Annotated in this window: 15 protein-coding genes and 2 pseudogenes; 11 read left to right on the top strand and 6 right to left on the bottom strand. The window is 52.6% G+C overall.

Annotated elements, in window-relative coordinates; genetic code table 11:
- Positions 1-6: 6 nt before the first annotated feature.
- From ACB496_RS21490 to ACB496_RS21470, 5 genes and pseudogenes are all read left to right on the top strand, one after another.
- The gene (locus ACB496_RS21490; protein ID WP_371973716.1) at positions 7-999 is read left to right on the top strand and encodes a tetratricopeptide repeat protein; all 993 of its coding nucleotides are present in this window, start codon (positions 7-9) and stop codon (positions 997-999) included.
- Between the two features lie 48 nt (positions 1000-1047).
- Positions 1048-1845, top strand: a pseudogene (locus ACB496_RS21485) (RHS repeat-associated core domain-containing protein); the annotation flags it as partial.
- 145 nt (positions 1846-1990) lie between these two features.
- Positions 1991-2305, top strand: a complete 315-nt coding sequence (locus ACB496_RS21480) for a hypothetical protein (protein ID WP_371973714.1) — start codon at positions 1991-1993, stop codon at positions 2303-2305.
- A gap of 245 nt (positions 2306-2550) precedes the next feature.
- Positions 2551-2643 (top strand): annotated as a pseudogene (locus ACB496_RS21475) (RHS repeat-associated core domain-containing protein); the annotation flags it as partial.
- Between the two features lie 204 nt (positions 2644-2847).
- Positions 2848-3114, top strand: a complete 267-nt coding sequence (locus ACB496_RS21470; protein ID WP_371973712.1) for a hypothetical protein — start codon at positions 2848-2850, stop codon at positions 3112-3114.
- Positions 3115-3547: 433 nt separating this feature from the next.
- Here ACB496_RS21470 and rhtB read toward each other — a convergent pair whose 3' ends face one another.
- Positions 3548-4168: a homoserine/homoserine lactone efflux protein gene (rhtB, locus tag ACB496_RS21465; RefSeq protein ID WP_371973710.1), complete on the bottom strand. Its 621-nt coding sequence runs from the start codon at positions 4166-4168 to the stop codon at positions 3548-3550.
- A 109-nt stretch (positions 4169-4277) separates the two neighbouring features.
- On the opposite strand from rhtB, the gene pldB reads away from it, so the two are divergent.
- From pldB to ACB496_RS21450, 3 genes are all read left to right on the top strand, one after another.
- Entirely contained in the window at positions 4278-5270 is a 993-nt protein-coding gene (gene pldB, locus ACB496_RS21460; RefSeq protein ID WP_102105646.1) for a lysophospholipase L2, read from the top strand.
- A gap of 25 nt (positions 5271-5295) precedes the next feature.
- Positions 5296-6096 carry a sugar/pyridoxal phosphate phosphatase YigL gene (gene yigL, locus ACB496_RS21455; RefSeq protein WP_100778451.1) on the top strand — a complete coding sequence of 267 codons (801 nt, stop codon included), beginning with the start codon at positions 5296-5298 and terminating at the stop codon, positions 6094-6096.
- 82 nt (positions 6097-6178) lie between these two features.
- The gene (locus ACB496_RS21450) at positions 6179-7078 is read left to right on the top strand and encodes a carboxylate/amino acid/amine transporter (RefSeq protein ID WP_231275210.1); all 900 of its coding nucleotides are present in this window, start codon (positions 6179-6181) and stop codon (positions 7076-7078) included.
- Here ACB496_RS21450 and metR read toward each other — a convergent pair.
- Complete coding sequence (gene metR, locus ACB496_RS21445) at positions 6966-7919, bottom strand: HTH-type transcriptional regulator MetR (protein WP_107702644.1); 954 nt, start codon at positions 7917-7919, stop codon at positions 6966-6968. The two genes, ACB496_RS21450 and metR, sit on opposite strands and share 113 nt — an antisense overlap.
- A 115-nt stretch (positions 7920-8034) precedes the next feature.
- On the opposite strand from metR, the gene metE reads away from it, so the two are divergent.
- Positions 8035-10296, top strand: coding sequence for a 5-methyltetrahydropteroyltriglutamate--homocysteine S-methyltransferase (metE, locus tag ACB496_RS21440; protein ID WP_371973707.1), 2262 nt, complete (start codon positions 8035-8037; stop codon positions 10294-10296).
- Positions 10297-10323: 27 nt separating this feature from the next.
- On the opposite strand, the gene ACB496_RS21435 is transcribed toward metE, so the two are convergent.
- The 4 genes from ACB496_RS21435 to ACB496_RS21420 all read right to left on the bottom strand — a co-directional run bounded on the left by ACB496_RS21435 (position 10324) and on the right by ACB496_RS21420 (position 15445).
- Positions 10324-11160, bottom strand: a complete 837-nt coding sequence (locus tag ACB496_RS21435) for a PRD domain-containing protein (protein ID WP_100778455.1) — start codon at positions 11158-11160, stop codon at positions 10324-10326.
- Between the two features lie 23 nt (positions 11161-11183).
- Complete coding sequence (locus ACB496_RS21430; protein WP_371973705.1) at positions 11184-12647, bottom strand: glycoside hydrolase family 1 protein; 1464 nt, start codon at positions 12645-12647, stop codon at positions 11184-11186.
- The gene (locus ACB496_RS21425; protein ID WP_371973703.1) at positions 12647-14458 is read right to left on the bottom strand and encodes a beta-glucoside-specific PTS transporter subunit IIABC; all 1812 of its coding nucleotides are present in this window, start codon (positions 14456-14458) and stop codon (positions 12647-12649) included. Before ACB496_RS21425 ends, ACB496_RS21430 begins: the two co-directional genes overlap by 1 nt.
- A 180-nt stretch (positions 14459-14638) precedes the next feature.
- Positions 14639-15445, bottom strand: coding sequence for a dienelactone hydrolase family protein (locus ACB496_RS21420; protein ID WP_371973701.1), 807 nt, complete (start codon positions 15443-15445; stop codon positions 14639-14641).
- Between the two features lie 251 nt (positions 15446-15696).
- On the opposite strand from ACB496_RS21420, the gene udp reads away from it, so the two are divergent.
- Both udp and rmuC read left to right on the top strand, forming a co-directional pair.
- Complete coding sequence (gene udp, locus ACB496_RS21415) at positions 15697-16458, top strand: uridine phosphorylase (protein ID WP_095283865.1); 762 nt, start codon at positions 15697-15699, stop codon at positions 16456-16458.
- A 139-nt stretch (positions 16459-16597) separates the two neighbouring features.
- Positions 16598-18055 (top strand): DNA recombination protein RmuC, encoded by a 1458-nt coding sequence (gene rmuC / locus ACB496_RS21410; protein WP_371973699.1) that lies wholly within the window; start codon positions 16598-16600, stop codon positions 18053-18055.
- Positions 18056-18079 lie beyond the last annotated feature (24 nt).

The raw sequence follows: 18079 nt of genomic DNA, 5'->3' as shown, positions 1-18079 counted from the left end.
AATGTTATGCTCAGAAAAAAAATTGTGTTCAAAATCGTAATTGTCCTTATTGGGATATGTGCAATTTTTATTATAAGTATTGATGCAGTATTAGTAAGAGATGAAAATGTCATTGTTGGAAATGATATTCTTAGTGGCAGAAAAATAACTTTAAAAGAGCTCATTAAAAATGCTGATGGCGGTGATGCGAAAGCACAAAATGATCTCGGACTTTTATATGATAGAGGATGGCATGTAGACAAGAATTATAGCAAGGCAATTTATTGGTACACGAGGTCTGCAAATCAAGGTTTTATGATGGGACAGTACAACCTTGGTGTTGCATATGCTAATGGACGAGGAGTGAAAAAAAATATCTATAAAGCCGTTAAGTGGTATCAGCAGGCTGCTAAACAAGGAGTAATTAAGGCACAGGTTAATCTTGGCGATTTGTATGTTATCGGTCGTGGTGTTCCTAAAAATTATAAGGAAGCCATGAAATGGTTCATGGTCGGAGCTGAACATAATGATCCACTTGCAACATACAATGTTGCTAAGATGTATAGCAATGGATTGGGTGTCAAAAAAGATTTATCAGAAGCCGCTAAATGGTATCAACGCGCAGTTGATTTGGGGTCGATGAGTGCAAAAAATTCTCTTGCTTTATTATATGCACAAGGGGTTGGTAATCTCCCAAAAGATCGTATTAAAGCTGTTGCTTTGATACGTTCATCTGCTTGTCAGGGATATCCGATAGCTCAAAATAATTTAGGGTTGCTGTACTCTAAAGGGAACGAAGAAGTACCAAAAAATATTGAGCAAGCTTATGCATGGTTTTCTGTATCTTTATTTAATGGCATTGGTAGTGCTCAAAAATCTATAGCTGAAATAAGAAGTAAAATGACGTCTCAAGAATTAATAAAAGCGGATGAATTGGCAGAAGAATATAAACTAAGACATGAGTTTCCATTAGATGAGGATGATGCCTATAAATCTAAAACTGAATGTCGCTTTCCATAGGACTGAATTTTTTTAGCTAAGCAGAAGAATAATATTTTACAACCGTACCGGACGCCCCTGGCGGATAAACTGCAACAGGAAGGAGGTATCGCCTTCCCCGCAGAGGTGATTTCACGGCTGAACATGCTGGAGCGTGAGCTGCAACAAAATGCGGTCAGTGATGACATACGTCAGTGGCTCGCCGAATGTGGGCTGACCCTGGAGCAGATGGTCAATCAGATGGAACCTGTGTATGTGCCAAAGCGAAAAATCCACCTGTACCACTGTGACCATCGTGGGCTGCCGCTGGCGCTGATAAATGAAGATGGCACAGTAGTCTGGCGTGCAGAGTACGACGAGTGGGGTAATCAAGTGAATGAAGATAATCCGGAACATTTGCAACAGCTCATCCGTTTGCCAGGCCAGCAATATGATGAAGAAACAGGACTGCATTATAACCGGCATCGTTACTACAATCCGCGGCAGGGGCGGTATATCACCCAGGATCCTATTGGGTTGCGGGGAGGATGGAACCCGTATTCGTACCCACTGAATTCAAACCAATATCCAGATTCATTAGGTTTATATGTTGAAGATTTATATATAATTGAGGGAGGAATACTTTTATCATTCATTTTAGGAGCTGGTACAACGGTTCAGGAGCAACAATTGCAACAGGCCTTTACCGATCAATATGGACGTAAAGTTAACTCGGAAGCGGATAAATTAACAAGAGAGCATAAGTCTGGTTTAAATTTAGGTGGAAATTGTACACCTCAAGATCTTAATGATCTGAAAAATGAAAAAAATAGACTATGCAATCAATCTCGAGCCTGTAAGCCACAAATGCCAAAAATGAACTATTAAGGCGTTATGATATAAATTTGGCATGTGCCTCAGTCAGAAAACAAATTAATAATCAATGTCTTGGCGGTGGGGATAAAATTTATATGAATGAAGAAAGCGAGGCCTATGGTGTCGGTGCCGTTTGTAGCCGTTATGCGAGTATGAAATGATTAAATTAGAAGATAAAAAAATATTTCTGACTGAACTATATGAGGTATTCCCCATAAAAAATAATTGTGAAGTTTCTCTCAATATTCTTGAGAAATATGAAAGTGAAACTGTGTATTATTTTTTTTATGGACATTCATGGCTTGAACTAATTAGCAATCTTGATTTTAGAATGGATGGTGATATTTTAGAAAAAGCGTGTCTTTATCTGGATAAAAATGAATTTAGATATTTTTTTTCATTATATATTTATGCTAGTCTACTTAATTCTGAAGGATGGGCTTTTGAATATTCATTTTTATACATTATTTAACGCCAGATTTTATGGGAGAAGATACTTTCTTTGATTTTATAGAGCAGTTTGATGAATTACAAAAAAAATTAATATATGAATTTGTCAGATATAAATCGGAGGATGAACGCGACTTGATAGCAATCGACGCCTTTAATAGCTATTGGTTTTTGTATTCATAAATAGGTGGCCTACTCTGACCAGCTAAGTCTACCTTTGGCAGTTATCAGTACAGAGGACCAAATCTAATGAATATTCGACTATATGAAGAAACAGGACTGCATTATAACCGGCATCGTTACTACGATTCGCGGCAGGGAAGTTATATTACGTAGGATCCGATTGGATTGGAGGGGGGATAGAATCCGTATGAGTATCCACTAGATCCTGTGCAGTTGGTGGATCCATTAGGACTTTATGGGTGGAGTTCCTTAGGTGGCTTACTTATGCAACCAGGAGTCAACTCATCAGTTACAAACGCCATGCCTGGTCCCATTGTAGATACGAATCCTTCCATACCTTTACGACCTGATGGTAAACCATTGGGGTCCGGATGTGGTTATGTGAATACAGACAGCTATGTCCCTGATGTTATTAATGGTGTTAGTTTTGCTTCTGTATGCGAAGCTCATGACAAGTGCTATGGGATACTGGGCTCAGATAAGGCTTTTTGTGATAGCCAGTTAGGTAATAACATTGTACAGGCTTGCAATAAACAGTTGCAGGGAATCCCCCATGCTGAAGAAGTGCTATCAAGTTGTCATATGGCAGCGGGTATATATCAGATGGCAGTCAGAAAATTGGGTGGTGATGCATACAATAATGCATAGACGGCGGCGAAAGCAGCGATGAAATAATTGTAGTATTTACATTTAATGAGAAAAGTATGTTACCAAAATGGATTGTAATACCAATTCTTTTGATACTTGTTACAGTTTCTGTGGTTGTTATTCATGGTGGAAAGCGGTATTCAAATTATTACCTAAGCCAACTGGCAATCTTACCTAACTTGATCATCGGATTAAAAAGTTATTTTTTTTGTGAACACTGGTTAGATGAAAAAAACGTGAAGCAAAGGATATTAAATAATATAAAACGGTCACTCGCGCGGATACGATTAATGATCTGATTGCGGCGCTGATTTGCGAGGAGGTGCGAAGCGAAAAATTGCAGTGACCAGGCCAATTGCCTGGCTCAGTTTTCCCGCAAGTTGCAGTGCCACACCGTCCAAAGCGAGGACGAAGTGGCAGTCATGCAGCGGCACTAAGCATGCCTCGCCGACGCCAGCAACGCACCAACCAGCATAAACAACGACCCGAACACTTTGTTCAGGGCCTTCATTTGTTTCGGCCCTTTGATCCACGCGGCAATTCGTTGCGCCAGGGTCGCATAGCCAATCATCACAATGATATCGACGATAATGGTCGTGGCGCCGAGCACCACGTACTGCATCACCTGTGGCTGATGCGGGACGATAAACTGCGGAAAGAGGGCGGCGAGAAAGACGATGCTTTTCGGGTTAGTCAGGTTCACAAATACCGCACGTTTAAACAGACGACCGCGTGTCTGGGTATGGGCGAGGGTATTCAGGTCAATCGAGCCTGCCGCGCGCCATTGCTGGATGCCCAGCCAGATCAGATAGGCCGCGCCCGCCCATTTGAGCACTTCAAACGCCAGCACTGAACGCGAGAACAGCGTCCCAAGTCCAATCCCCACCAGCACGATATGAATGCCCAGCCCGGTCTGCAGGCCGGCAATGGACGCGACCGCGCCGCGATAGCCGTGGTTAATGGACGTGGTCATGGTATTGATCGCGCCAGAGCCAGGGGAAAGGCTCAGGATGATGGATGTCAGCAGGTAAGCGAACCACCACTGGAAGGTCATTTGAAACTCCCGAATCGTCTATTTTTATGCCACAATACGCTATTGTCGCGTCATTGTGTGACGCAACCAGAAAAAACGATATTCCTTGGCTTACAGGGGTGGAAACCCGATGTTTCAGCAGAAAAAGGACTGGGAAACACGCGAGAACGCATTTGCTGCTTTCTCCATGGGGCCGCTGACCGATTTCTGGCGTCAGCGCGAAGAAGCCGAAATCACAGGCGTGGACAATGTTCCGGTGCGCTTTGTTCGTTTTCGGAATGTCAAAAACGACCGCGTGATCGTGGTTTGCCCCGGTCGTATCGAAAGTTACGTTAAATACGCTGAACTGGCCTACGACCTTTTCCATCTTGGGTTTGATGTACTGATTATCGACCATCGTGGGCAAGGGCGCTCCGGTCGGTTGTTATCCGACTCGCACCGCGGGCATGTGGTGAATTTCAGCGATTATGTCGACGATCTCGCTGCGTTCTGGGAGCAGGAAGTGCAGCCTGGGCCGTGGCGCAAGCGCTATATCCTGGCACACTCCATGGGCGGGGCGATTGCGACGCTGTTTTTACAACGTCATCCGCATCAGTGCGATGCCATCGCGCTCACCGCACCGATGTTTGGCATCGTGATGCGCTTTCCGGACTGGATGGTTCGCCATATTCTCGACTGGGCTGAGGGCCATCAGCGCATTCGTGAAGGCTACGCGATCGGGACCGGTCGCTGGCGCGCCCTGCCGTTTGCCGTGAACGTGCTAACGCACAGCCGGCAACGTTATCGGCGTAACCTGCGTTTCTACGCCGATGAGCCGCGCCTGCGCGTCGGTGGGCCAACGTACCACTGGGTGCGTGAAGGTATCCGCGCGGGTGAGTCTGCGCTGGCCGGTGCGGGTAAAGATGCCACGCCAACGTTACTGATTCAGGCTGAAGAAGAGCGTGTGGTGGATAACCGCATGCACGACCGTTTTTGCGAATTGCGCGCCGCCGCCGGGCACCCCTGTGAAGGGGAGAAACCCTTGGTCATAAAGGGCGCGTACCATGAGATCCTTTTTGAAAAGGACACCATGCGCTCAGTCGCGCTCAACGCTATCGTCGAGTTTTTCGACAGGCATAACTGATTTCCTATTGAGGTTAAATTTTCCTATGTACCAGGTTGTCGCATCTGATTTAGATGGCACGCTGCTTTCTCCCGACCACACCCTGTCGCCTTACGCGAAAGAAACCTTAAAACTCCTGACAGCCCGTGGCGTGAACTTCGTCTTCGCAACAGGCCGCCACCACGTGGACGTGGGGCAGATCCGCGATAATCTGGACATCAAAGCGTACATGATCACCTCCAACGGTGCGCGTGTACACGACACCGACGGCAATCTGATCTTCACCCATAACCTCGATCGCGATATCGCCGCCGACCTGTTTGGCGTGGTGCATAGCAACCCGTCAATCGTCACCAACGTTTACCGCAACGACGACTGGTTTATGAACCGTCATCGTCCGGATGAAATGCGTTTCTTCAAGGAAGCGGTTTTCAACTATACCCTGTACGAGCCGGGTCTGCTGGAGCCAGAAGGGATCAGCAAAGTGTTCTTCACCTGCGAAAGCCACGAAGAGCTGCTGCCGCTGGAGCAGGCCATTAACGCGCGCTGGGGCGACCGGGTGAACGTCAGCTTCTCAACGTTGACCTGTCTGGAAGTGATGGCGGGCGGCGTATCGAAAGGTCACGCGCTGGAAGCGGTGGCAAAACGCATGGGCTACGAGCTGAAAGATTGCATCGCCTTTGGCGACGGCATGAACGACGCTGAAATGCTGTCGATGGCCGGGAAAGGCTGCATTATGGAAAACGCGCACCAGCGTCTGAAAGATCTGCATCCGGAGCTGGAGGTGATTGGCACCAACACCGATAACGCCGTGCCGAACTACCTGCGCAAACTGTTCCTTGAATAATCTTCATTTGATTATTTATTGCTCAGTTGTCAACTGAAGAGTTCGCTACAATGCTCGTCCTTCTTTCTGAGAGACATGCATTGTGGCGCTACTCATTATCACCACTATCCTGTGGGCCTTCTCGTTCAGCCTGATCGGTGAATATCTTGCCGGACACGTCGACAGCTACTTCTCTGTGCTGATGCGCGTTGGGCTGGCTGCGCTGGTGTTCCTGCCGTTCCTGCGCCTGCGCGGACAGACTATCAAAACCATTCTGCTGTACATGCTGGTGGGCGCAATGCAGCTCGGCATCATGTATCTGTTCAGTTTCCGCGCCTATGTCTATCTGTCGGTATCGGAATTCCTGCTGTTCACGGTGCTGACACCGCTCTACATCACGCTGATTTATGACCTGCTGAGCAAACGCCGTCTGCGCTGGGGCTATGTCCTGAGCGCGCTGCTGGCGGTGGCCGGTGCGGCGATTATTCGCTACGACAAAGTGAGCGATCACTTCTGGACCGGGCTGATGTTTGTCCAGCTCGCGAACATCAGCTTTGCGATCGGCATGGTGGGTTACAAACGCCTGATGGAGATCCACCCGATGCCGCAGCACAACGCGTTCGCCTGGTTTTATATGGGGGCGTTCATCGTGGCGGTGGTGGCGTGGTTTATGCTGGGCAATCCGCAAAAATTGCCAACCACCACACTGCAATGGAGCGTGCTGATCTGGCTTGGGGTAGTCGCTTCAGGGCTGGGCTACTTTATGTGGAACTACGGAGCCACGCAGGTGGATGCCGGGACGCTGGGCATCATGAACAACGTTCACGTGCCTGCGGGGCTGCTGGTGAACCTGGCAATCTGGCAGGAACAACCCCACTGGCCGAGCTTTATTATTGGGGGAACGGTGATTCTGGCTTCCCTGTGGGTACATCGCCATTGGGTCGCTCCGCGCTCCGAACAAACGGCAGATGGTCGCAAGCGTGGTTCCGCGCTGAGCGAATAAACGCCTCCGTGACCGGCTGACGCTGCTCGCCATCGCGCACGGCAGCGTACAGTCGGCTCCACAATCCCTCGCCAAGGGTTTTGGTTACTACCAGACCCTGACGTTCAAAGCTCTCCACCACCCAGTGCGGCAGCGCCGCGATCCCCATTTTAGCCGCCACCATCTGAATCAGCAGCAGGGTGTTATCAACACTTTTCAGGTTCGGGCTGATGCCTGCCGGTTGCAGGAAATGGCGCCAGATATCCAGACGACTGCGCTGCACCGGATAGATCATCAACGTTTCGGTCGCCAGATCTTCCGGCGTGACGCGCGTTTTCACCGCCAGCGGATGGTCAGGTGCCAGCACCAGGCGCACTTCATAATCAAACATCGGCGAATAGTGCAGACCGCTGCGCGGCAGAATATCGGAAGTCAGCACCAGATCCAGCTCGCCCTGCTGGAGAGACGGCTGCGGGTCAAAGGTCACGCCCGATTTAAAGTCCATCTCTACCTGCGGCCAGTTCTGACGGAAATTCTCAAGCGCGGGCGTCAGCCACTGAATACAGCTATGACATTCAATTGCGATGCGCAGCCGTGTCTGCTGCGGCTCATTGCAGGATTGCAGGGCGCTGGCGATTTGCGGCAGCACCTGATTTGCCAGCTGCAGCAAAATCTCACCCTGCGGCGTAAAGCGCAGCGGCTGGCTCTTACGCACGAACAGACGAAAGCCAAGGCGTTGTTCCAGATCGCTGAACTGGTGGGACAGGGCGGATTGTGTTTGATGCAGCGTGGCCGCAGCCGCTGCGAGCGAACCGCAGTTCCGCAACGCTTGTAGCGTTTTCAGGTGTTTTATCTCGATCATGAAAGTCCTTCACTTCGCCATGAACAATTTGCGCTTGTGGATCATACAGTACATTCACATTATGGATGTGTAAACATCTGGATGGCTAAATAACGAATTCATAAGAGGCAGCGACATGACAATTATTAACCACACCCTCGGTTTTCCTCGCGTTGGCCTTCGCCGCGAGCTGAAAAAAGTACAAGAGAGCTACTGGGCGGGCAACGCCACCCGTGAAGAGCTGCTGACGGTTGGACGCGAGCTGCGTGCGCGTCACTGGGATCAGCAAAAACAGGCAGGCGTGGATCTGCTGCCGGTGGGCGATTTTGCCTGGTACGACCATGTTCTGACCACCAGCCTGCTGCTCGGCAATGTGCCGGCTCGTCATCAGAACAACGATGGATCGGTAGATATCGACACCCTGTTCCGCCTGGGTCGTGGGCGCGCACCGACCGGTGAGCCAGCGGCAGCCGCAGAAATGACGAAATGGTTTAACACCAACTATCACTACATGGTGCCGGAGTTTGTGAAAGGCCAGCAGTTCAAACTGACCTGGACGCAAATCCTGGATGAAGTGGACGAAGCGCTGGCGCTGGGCCACAAAATCAAACCTGTACTGCTCGGCCCGGTAACCTACTTGTGGCTGGGCAAAGTGAAAGGCGAGCAGTTTGACCGCCTGAGCTTGCTGAAAGACATCCTGCCGGTGTACCAGCAGGTGCTGGCTGAGCTGGCAAAACGCGGCATCGAGTGGGTACAAATCGACGAACCGGCGCTGGTGCTGGAGCTGCCGCAGGCATGGCTGGATGCGTACAAACCGGTTTACGACGCCCTCACCGGGCAGGTTAAACTGCTGCTGACCACCTATTTCGAAGGCGTCACGCCGAACCTCGACACCATCACCGCGCTGCCGGTGCAGGGCCTGCACGTTGATCTGGTTCACGGCAACGATGACGTAGCTGAGCTGCACAAACGGCTGCCGGCTGACTGGCTGCTCTCTGCCGGTCTGGTCAACGGACGTAACGTCTGGCGTGCCGATTTGACTGAGAAATACGCGCAGATCAAAGACATTGTCGGCAAACGTGATCTGTGGGTAGCCTCGTCTTGCTCCCTGCTGCACAGCCCGATCGATTTAAGCGTGGAAACGCGTCTGGATGCGGAAGTGAAAAGCTGGTTTGCCTTCGCCCTGCAAAAATGTGAAGAGCTGGCCCTGCTGCGCGATGCGCTGAACAGCGGCGACACGGCTGCGATTACCGAATGGAGCGCACCGATTCAGGCGCGCCGTCACTCGACTCGTGTTCACAACGCGGCGGTGGAAAAACGTCTGGCGGCGATCACCGCAAAAGACAGCCAGCGTGAAAATGCCTATGAAGTTCGTGCAGAAGCCCAGCGCGCGCGCTTTAATCTGCCGGCCTGGCCAACCACCACTATTGGCTCATTCCCACAGACCACTGAAATTCGCGGCCTGCGTCTGGACTTCAAAAAAGGCAATCTCGACGCCAATAACTACCGCACCGGCATCGCCGAACACATCAAACAGGCGATTATTGAGCAGGAACGTCTGGGTCTGGACGTGCTGGTTCACGGCGAAGCCGAGCGTAACGACATGGTGGAATATTTCGGCGAACATCTGGACGGTTTCGTCTTTACCCAGAATGGCTGGGTGCAGAGCTACGGTTCACGCTGCGTGAAACCACCGGTGGTGATTGGCGACGTGAGCCGCCCGGAAGCGATTACCGTCGAATGGGCGAAGTACGCCCAGTCTCTGACCGACAAACCGGTCAAAGGCATGTTGACCGGTCCGGTGACTATTCTGTGCTGGTCCTTCCCGCGCGAAGACGTGACCCGCGAAACTATCGCCAAACAGATTGCGCTGGCGTTGCGTGATGAAGTGGCGGATCTGGAAGCGGCAGGCATTGGCATCATCCAGATTGACGAACCGGCACTGCGCGAAGGTCTGCCGCTGCGTCGCAGCGACTGGGCGGCGTATCTGGAGTGGGGCGTGGAAGCGTTCCGCATCAACGCCGCCGTGGCAAAGGACGACACGCAGATCCACACCCACATGTGTTATTGCGAATTTAACGACATCATGGACTCGATCGCCGCGCTGGATGCGGATGTGATCACCATTGAAACGTCGCGTTCCGATATGGAGTTGCTGGAGTCATTCGAAGAGTTCGACTACCCAAACGAAATCGGGCCGGGCGTGTATGACATTCACTCCCCGAACGTACCCAGCGTGGAGTGGATTGAAGCCCTGCTGCAGAAAGCCGCCCAGCGGATTCCGGCTGAACGTCTGTGGGTCAACCCGGACTGCGGCCTGAAAACCCGCGGCTGGCCAGAAACCCGTGCGGCACTGGCGAACATGGTGAAAGCCGCGCAGAACCTGCGTCAGGCGTAATGCGATATGGCCGGGCGATTGCCCGGCCTAGGCATGACCGTCCATTAACCGGCTGATGTGAATGCTCAGCCACGTTAGCTCATCTTTCGGCAGCGTTAGCTGATACTTCTCCTGCACGTAATCGCGAATCACCCACGCGACGGTCATTGCGTCCGGGCGATGGCGCATTAGCTCCTGATAAAAATCCTCGGTCTCACTGACCACCACGCTTCCACTTAACACGCGTTCCGCGAAATAGCGCAGATGGGTGATAAACCGCCGGTAATTCACCGACTCCGTATCGATCGCTTTGCTCAGCTTGTAGCGCACGATCTCGGCGATGCGATTCACCAGTTCGACCTGCTGATGGGCGGAGCTGTTGTCATCCTGGCTGCTGGCATTTATCAGATGGAACGCAATATTGACCGCTTCTTCTTCCGGCAGCTCTACGTCAAAGCGTTCATTCACATTGTCTCGCGCCTGCATCCCGACGCGGTATTCTTGCGGGTAATAGCGCTTCACTTCCCAGCTCAGCTTATTCAGGATCAGCTGCCCGTTACGGCTACGCTCCACCGCAAAATGCAGATGTTCGGCGAGCGTAAACAGCAGCACGGAGTTCAGCTTTTCGCCGCACAGGCTGCGGGCGAGCGTGAGAATCTCATGGCTGACGTCAAAGTACGCCGCAGGAATGGTATCCGTCAGGGATAAAAAATGGCGGGATTTCAGATCGCTAAGCGGCAGAAAGACTTTCTCCACCTGCGCCAGGTCAATATGCGTACCGGGTTTGGCTCCGAAACCAATCCCTTTACCAAACAGGATCATCTCCCGCTGGTCGTGGTCGACCAGCAGCATACTGTTATTGAGCGATTTTTTTATCGTTATCACGGTTATTCCTGCGGCCTGGCCGTTTAGCTCATGTCAGCGCCATTGCTGGCAATCACTCTCTGGTACCACCAGAACGACTCTTTTCTCAGGCGTTCCAGCGTGCCGTTCCCTTCGTCATCCTGGTCGACATAAATAAAGCCGTAGCGTTTGGACATCTGCGATGTGCCCGCGCTGATAATGTCGATACAACCCCAGGTGGTGAATCCCATCACATCTACCCCTTCGTTGATAGCTGCCAATGTTTGTTCGAAGTGGGCGCGGAAATAGTCGATACGATAGCTGTCGTGGATCTTCCCTTCCTCGATGGTATCTTTTGCCCCTAGGCCATTTTCGACAATAAACAGCGGCTTTTGGTAACGGTCATACAGTTCGAGCAGGGAGATTTTCAACCCGACGGGATCAATCTGCCAGCCCCACTCGGATGCAGGCAAGTACGGGTTTTTTACCCCCAGAATCGTGTTACCCGCGGTGCGCTCGACATCAGCCTGCGTCGATTCGGTGAGGGACATGTAATAGCTGAACGAGACAAAATCGACGGTGTGATCTTTCAAAATACGATGATCGTCTGCCTGCATCTCAATCTGAATATCACGGCTGGCGAGATCGCGCAGGATCAGCGGCGGATATTCACCAAAGACCTGCACATCGGCGTAAAAGTAATTTTCGAGATTTTTTTTCAGCGTGGCCTCTACGTCCTGCGGGCGACAGCTGTGAGGATAGGTGGTGAGCTTCGTCAGCATGCACCCGACCTGGCTGCCGGGAATTTTGGCGTGGCAGTCGCGGGTCACCAGCGCAGAGGCCACAAACTGGTGGTGCAGCCCCTGATAAATATCCTGCTGCGCTTTTCCTGGCGCGCTTTTCTCTTCGCGAATCCCGGCGGTGGTAAACGGATGGCGATGAATGCTGTCGATTTCGTTAAAGGTGAGCCAGTAGCGCACCAGATCTTTGTAGCGATCAAAGCAGACATTGCTGAACCGCACGAAAGCATCCACCACGTTACGATGTACCCAGCCGTTGTACTTCTCGCTCAGGGCCAGCGGCATTTCATAATGTGAGAGCGTGACGAGCGGTTCAATATTATGGCGGCGCAGCTCGCGGAACATCTCCTCGTAAAACTGCAGGCCCGCTTCATTAGGGGCTGCGTCCTCGCCTGTCGGGAAGATACGCGACCAGGCAATGGACACGCGCAGAACCTTAAAGCCCATCTCGGCAAACAGAGCGATATCGTCTTTATAGCGGTGATAAAAATCAATGCCGCGACGCTTGGGATAAAGCGCGTCGTTGCGCCCTTCAAACGCATCGCGGATATTTTCATCCGTCAGCGCCATATGACCGTCATAATCCTTCAGCGACAGGTTCGGTTTCCAGGTGATGGCGTCAGCGACGGATGGCCCTTTGCCATCAACGTTCCATGCTCCTTCTGCCTGATTAGCGGCAATCGCGCCGCCCCATAAAAAACCTTGCGGAAACGGGAGGGATTTATCCATTACACGGACTCCTTTAGCGTCATGATGATATTAGGATGAGTGTCTTTGTCGTGGTTACTGCCTGGTGTCAGCGAGAATCGTTCGCCATTCGTGACGATCATGACCACAACCGGATCCAGCCCGGCGGCGGTGATGGTGTCGAGAGAAAACTCAATCAGTGTGTCGCCGCTTTTGACGTGCTGGCCTTCTTTCACCAGCGGGCGGAATCCGTCGCCCTGCAGCCTGATGGTGTCGATGCCGATATGGAAAATCAGCTCAACCCCTGCATCCGTTAAGAGGCTTAGGGCATGACCGCTTTCAAAGACGTTAACGACCGAGCCGTCGGCGGGAGCACGCAGGACGCCCTGCGAAGGGACAATGGCTACGCCATCGCCCATGATTTTGCGCGAAAAAACATCGTCGTTAACGTTTTCCAGCGGGATGATTTGCCCCTCTACGGGACGGAGAAAGTGCAGTTCATCGGCCTGTTCCGGGGCTTTATCGCGCCATAACAGCAGAGCACTCAGAAAGGCGATGACAAAAGATAAACCGGCACCCGCAAAGGCCCAGACGATGTTCATTGGGTTATCGGGTGAGACGAACATGGAAATGCTGGCAAGGCCTGGCCCTACCAGCGCAAAGGCTTCGATGGCCATCCAGCCGATAAATGCGCCGCCCACCAGGCTACCCGCAAGCACGCTATAAAGTGCTTTTTTATTGAGAAGCGTGACGCCATACAGAGCGGGTTCGGTAATACCGAACAGCGCGGAAATTCCTGCCGAGAAGGCGGTGGATTTCAGTACCTTATCTTTGCTCCGGAGTGCAATGGCCAGACAGGCGCCAGATTCAGCGATGTTGTGTGCCAGCGACGCAGGCAGATAGAGCATTTCGCGCCCGAACTGGCTCATCGAGGCGACGGCATAAGGCAGCATCGGCTTATGCATGCCAGCTGCGACCATAAACGGCAGGGCTGCCGCGAGTAACCCGGTCGCCACAAATCCCAGCTTGCCATAAAGCCATAAGATCACCGTGGCCAGGCCCGCGCCAAGCTCATAGCCCAATGGTCCCAGGATCAGCAACGTCACTGGCACCGTGACCAGCAGAGAGAGCATCGGCGAGAGAAAAATGCGCAGGGCGCCAGGAGAGTAACGGTTGAACAGCTTCTCGGTCTGAGCGTAAAACAGCACGCACAGAATGGCCGGGAAGACCTGCGAGGCGTAGGCGACATTGCGCAGATCAAACGACATGAACTCTGCGCCATCAGCCAGTTGCTTTGTCATTGCCGGTAACACCATTACCGCCACGGCAGAGACGGCAACCAGCACGTTCACTTTGAGCTTCGTCGCAGTGGTTATCGCCACCAGTATCGGCAGGAAATAGAGTGGGGCAGAGCCGATGTTATCCAGCACTTTGTAAGTGGAACTGTCGCGGCTGAGCCAGCCAAGTACATCCAGCAACAGCAGCAGCGATTTCAGTACGCCGCCGCCCGCAATGGCCGGGACCAGCGGCTGAAAGACGCTTATCACAAAGTCGACGATTTGCGCGCCACGATGGGGTTTGACCGTCTGAGCTGACGCATTTGCCTGGGGTGTGCCGATGAGGGAGCGCGCCGCTTCGTAAACCTGCACCACTTCATGACCGATAATGACCTGGCACTGCACGTTGACGCGCACGCCGAGCACGCCATCAATTTTCGCCAGTTCGCCCTCGTTCACTTTCCCGTTGTCGTAAAGGCTCAGCCGTAAGCGGGTGGAGCAGTGCTCGAGATGTTCGATGTTTTCAGCGCCGCCCACCTGGGCGATGATATCCAGTGCTGTCTGCAAGTGATTCATGTCTGGCCCCTGTCTCCAGAGCAAAAAAAAAGACCTGAAGCCCATTTCCCCCCGAAAGAGAGAGATGGGCTTCAGGTCTTGCCTACGGATCGTAGTTACACGCCTGTGCTTTTTATATCGTCGAAATTCTGTTTAAAAGTCAAACAACGGCTGCGGTTGTTGCGTCAATGTGTGAGCAACTTAACCCTTTTTCGCCCCATACTGCCTGAACCAGGCCAGCATACGTTGCCAGCCATCTTTGGCGGATTCTTCGTGATAACTCGGGCGGTAGTCGGCGTTAAAGGCATGTCCCGCGTCGGGATAGACCACGATATCGGCTTTGGCATTGGCGGCACGCAGCGCCTGGCGCATGGTGTCCACACTCTCAAGCGAAATCCCGGTGTCTTGTCCGCCGTACAGCCCTAAAACCGGTGCGTTAAGATCGGTCGCGATATCCACCGGATGTTTCGGTGAATTCAGCGTTTTCTCACCGACCAGTTTGCCATACCACGCCACGGCGGCTTTTAGCTGCGGATTGTGCGCGGCATACAGCCAGCTGATGCGTCCACCCCAGCAAAAACCGGTGACCAGCAGACGGTGCGGATCGCCGCCGTGGCGCGCGGCCCAGCTGGCGACGTGGTCCAGATCGGCAAGCACCTGCGCATCCGGCACTTTGCTGACCAGATTGCTGAAAAGCGTCGGGATATCGCTGTAATCATTCGGATCGCCCTGGCGGAAATAAAGCTCCGGCGCAACGGCCAGATAGCCTTCCAGCGCCAGACGGCGGCAAATATCGCGAATATGTTCGTGAACGCCAAAAATCTCCTGTATCACAATGACGATCGGCAACGGACCGTCGGCCTCTTTCGGGCGCGCGTGATAAGCGGGCATGTTTTCACCCTGCGAGGGGATCGAGGTTTCGCCTGCGGTAATGGCTTCTTCTGACGTGGAGACGATGGTCGCGGCGAGAGGGGCAGCAGCAGGTGCAAAATGGGTCTTTTGTGTCATGGTATTCTCCGTACCTGTAAGCGCAAAAGTAAATATAGACCTCAAGTTAACAACTCACAGTGCCCGAAACGGGCTATCTTTTGTGCAGCCCTGAACGATATAACTTGTTAATGTGATGTAAATCACTATTTTGTGGAAATTAACTGCAACCATTTTCATTCATGGTGAGGTGTGTCACGAAATTAAGCCTGGTGCTTCTGTAAAGTACCGTTTTACTTCTTCTGACACACCGACCCACAGAGGAGTCACCTATGTCTAAGTCTGATGTTTTTCATCTCGGCCTCACTAAAAACGATTTACAAGGGGCTACGCTGGCTATCGTCCCTGGCGATCCTGAGCGTGTGGAAAAGATCGCCGCGCTGATGGATAAGCCGGTTAAGCTGGCAGCGCATCGTGAATTCACCACCTGGCGTGCTGAGCTGGATGGCAAAGCGGTGATTGTGTGCTCGACCGGTATCGGCGGCCCATCTACCTCTATTGCTGTGGAAGAGCTGGCGCAACTGGGCATTCGTACCTTCCTGCGTATCGGCACCACGGGTGCGATTCAGCCGCACATCAGCGTCGGTGACGTTCTGGTGACGACCGCGTCTGTGCGTCTGGACGGTGCTAGCCTGCACTTCGCACCAATGGAATTCCCGGCTGTTGCTGATTTCGAATGTACAACGGCGCTGGTTGAAGCGGCAAAATCTATCGGCGCAACCACGCACATTGGCGTGACCGCTTCTTCTGACACCTTCTACCCAGGCCAGGAGCGCTACGACACCTTCTCCGGTCGCGTGGTGAGCCGCTTTAAAGGTTCTATGGAAGAGTGGCAGTCGATGGGCGTCATGAACTACGAAATGGAATCGGCAACGCTTCTGACCATGTGCGCAAGCCAGGGTCTGCGTGCGGGTATGGTGGCGGGCGTAATCGTTAACCGTACTCAGCAAGAGATCCCGAACGCAGAAACCATGAAGCAAACCGAAAGCCACGCGGTGAAAATTGTGGTCGAAGCGGCTCGCCGCCTGATCTAATCGCACAACATTCTGTTCAAGGCCGACGCGTTCGGCCTTTTCTTTTTTGCGTAACGCCTCGCAGGAAATTCCTTTCAAACTGGACGTTTATACAGCACAATTCTATTTTGTGCGGTAATGGTTTGATGCAGGAGGCGTTGTGGATATCTCAATCATCGTTTATGCGGCGATAGCGCTGGCGGGGCTGGTCATTGGCTGGCTGATCTCGAGCTATCAACATGCTCAGCATAAAGCGGAACAGCTGCTCGATCGTGAAGAGATGGTCGCTGAGCTGAGCGCTGCTAAACAGCAGCTGGCCCAGAGCAGTCACTGGCGCGATGAGTGCGAGTTGCTCAACAACGAACTGCGCAATCTGCGCGATATTAATACCTCCCTGGAAGCGGATCTCCGCGAAGTCACCACCCGTCTCGAATCCACCCAGCTGCATGCGGAAGATAAAATCCGCCAGATTATCAACAGCGAACAGCGCCTCAGCGAGCAGTTTGAAAACCTCGCCAACCGTATTTTTGAACAGAGCAATCGCCGCGTCGATGAACAAAACCGCCAGAGCCTGAATGGATTGCTGACGCCGCTGCGCGAACAGCTCGACGGTTTTCGTCGCCAGGTGCAGGACAGCTTTGGTCAGGAAGCCCGTGAACGTCATACGCTGGCGCACGAGATCCGTAATCTTCAGCAGTTAAATGCGCAAATGGCGCAAGAAGCGGTCAACCTGACGCGCGCCCTGAAAGGCGACAACAAAACCCAGGGCAACTGGGGAGAAGTGGTGCTAACCCGCGTGCTGGAGGCCTCCGGGCTGCGCGAAGGCTACGAATATGAAACGCAGGTCAGCATTGAGACCGATTCCCGCTCGCGGATGCAGCCCGATGTGATCGTGCGTCTGCCGCAGGGCAAAGACGTGGTGATTGACGCCAAAATGACGCTGGTGGCCTACGAGCGCTACTTCAATGCGGAAGACGATTTCACCCGCGAATCCGCGCTGCAGGAACATATCGCCTCCGTGCGCAATCACATTCGTCTGCTGGGCCGTAAGGATTATCAGCAGTTACCCGGCCTGCGGTCGCTGGACTATGTGTTGATGTTTATCCCGGTCGAACCGGCGTTCCTGCTGGCGCTCGACAGGCAGCCGGAGCTGATCACCGAAGCGCTGAAAAACAACATTATGCTGGTCAGCCCGACCACGCTTCTGGTGGCGCTGCGCACCATTGCCAACCTGTGGCGCTACGAACATCAAAGCCGTAACGCGCAGCAGATTGCCGATTGCGCCAGCAAGCTGTATGACAAAATGCGCCTGTTTGTCGACGATATGTCCTCCGTGGGGCAAAGCCTGGATCGCGCGCAGGATAACTATCGACAGGCGATGAAAAAACTCTCCTCCGGGCGGGGTAATTTGCTGGCACAAGCCGAAGCGTTTCGTACGCTGGGCGTAGAGGTTAAACGCGAGATTAATCCGGAACTGGCGGAGCAGGCCACAGCCCAGGATGAAGAGTATCGTCTGCGCGAAGGCGTGAATGAACGAAATATGAGCAGTGATGACAGTGAGTTAGCGGCACAAACCGCCCCTGAAACGCAGTCAGAACGATTCTTTCAGGGTGGTTGAATCGTAGGGCAAACGCGCCCAATC

Source organism: Lelliottia nimipressuralis (genome assembly GCF_041464075.1).
GTDB lineage: Bacteria > Pseudomonadota > Gammaproteobacteria > Enterobacterales > Enterobacteriaceae > Enterobacter > Enterobacter nimipressuralis.
Note: the sequence above shows the minus strand (reverse complement) of the source record. Positions and strands in the feature narration are given on the sequence as shown.

Coding starts and splice junctions, on each gene's coding strand:
- udp (WP_095283865.1), top strand. CDS start 15,697: ATGTCTAAGTCTGATGTTTTTCATCTCGGCCTCACTAAAAACGATTTA.
- ACB496_RS21490 (WP_371973716.1), top strand. CDS start 7: ATGCTCAGAAAAAAAATTGTGTTCAAAATCGTAATTGTCCTTATTGGG.
- metR (WP_107702644.1), bottom strand. CDS start 7,919: ATGATCGAGATAAAACACCTGAAAACGCTACAAGCGTTGCGGAACTGC.
- metE (WP_371973707.1), top strand. CDS start 8,035: ATGACAATTATTAACCACACCCTCGGTTTTCCTCGCGTTGGCCTTCGC.
- ACB496_RS21430 (WP_371973705.1), bottom strand. CDS start 12,647: ATGGATAAATCCCTCCCGTTTCCGCAAGGTTTTTTATGGGGCGGCGCG.
- ACB496_RS21480 (WP_371973714.1), top strand. CDS start 1,991: ATGATTAAATTAGAAGATAAAAAAATATTTCTGACTGAACTATATGAG.
- yigL (WP_100778451.1), top strand. CDS start 5,296: ATGTACCAGGTTGTCGCATCTGATTTAGATGGCACGCTGCTTTCTCCC.
- rhtB (WP_371973710.1), bottom strand. CDS start 4,168: ATGACCTTCCAGTGGTGGTTCGCTTACCTGCTGACATCCATCATCCTG.
- ACB496_RS21420 (WP_371973701.1), bottom strand. CDS start 15,445: ATGACACAAAAGACCCATTTTGCACCTGCTGCTGCCCCTCTCGCCGCG.
- ACB496_RS21425 (WP_371973703.1), bottom strand. CDS start 14,458: ATGAATCACTTGCAGACAGCACTGGATATCATCGCCCAGGTGGGCGGC.
- pldB (WP_102105646.1), top strand. CDS start 4,278: ATGTTTCAGCAGAAAAAGGACTGGGAAACACGCGAGAACGCATTTGCT.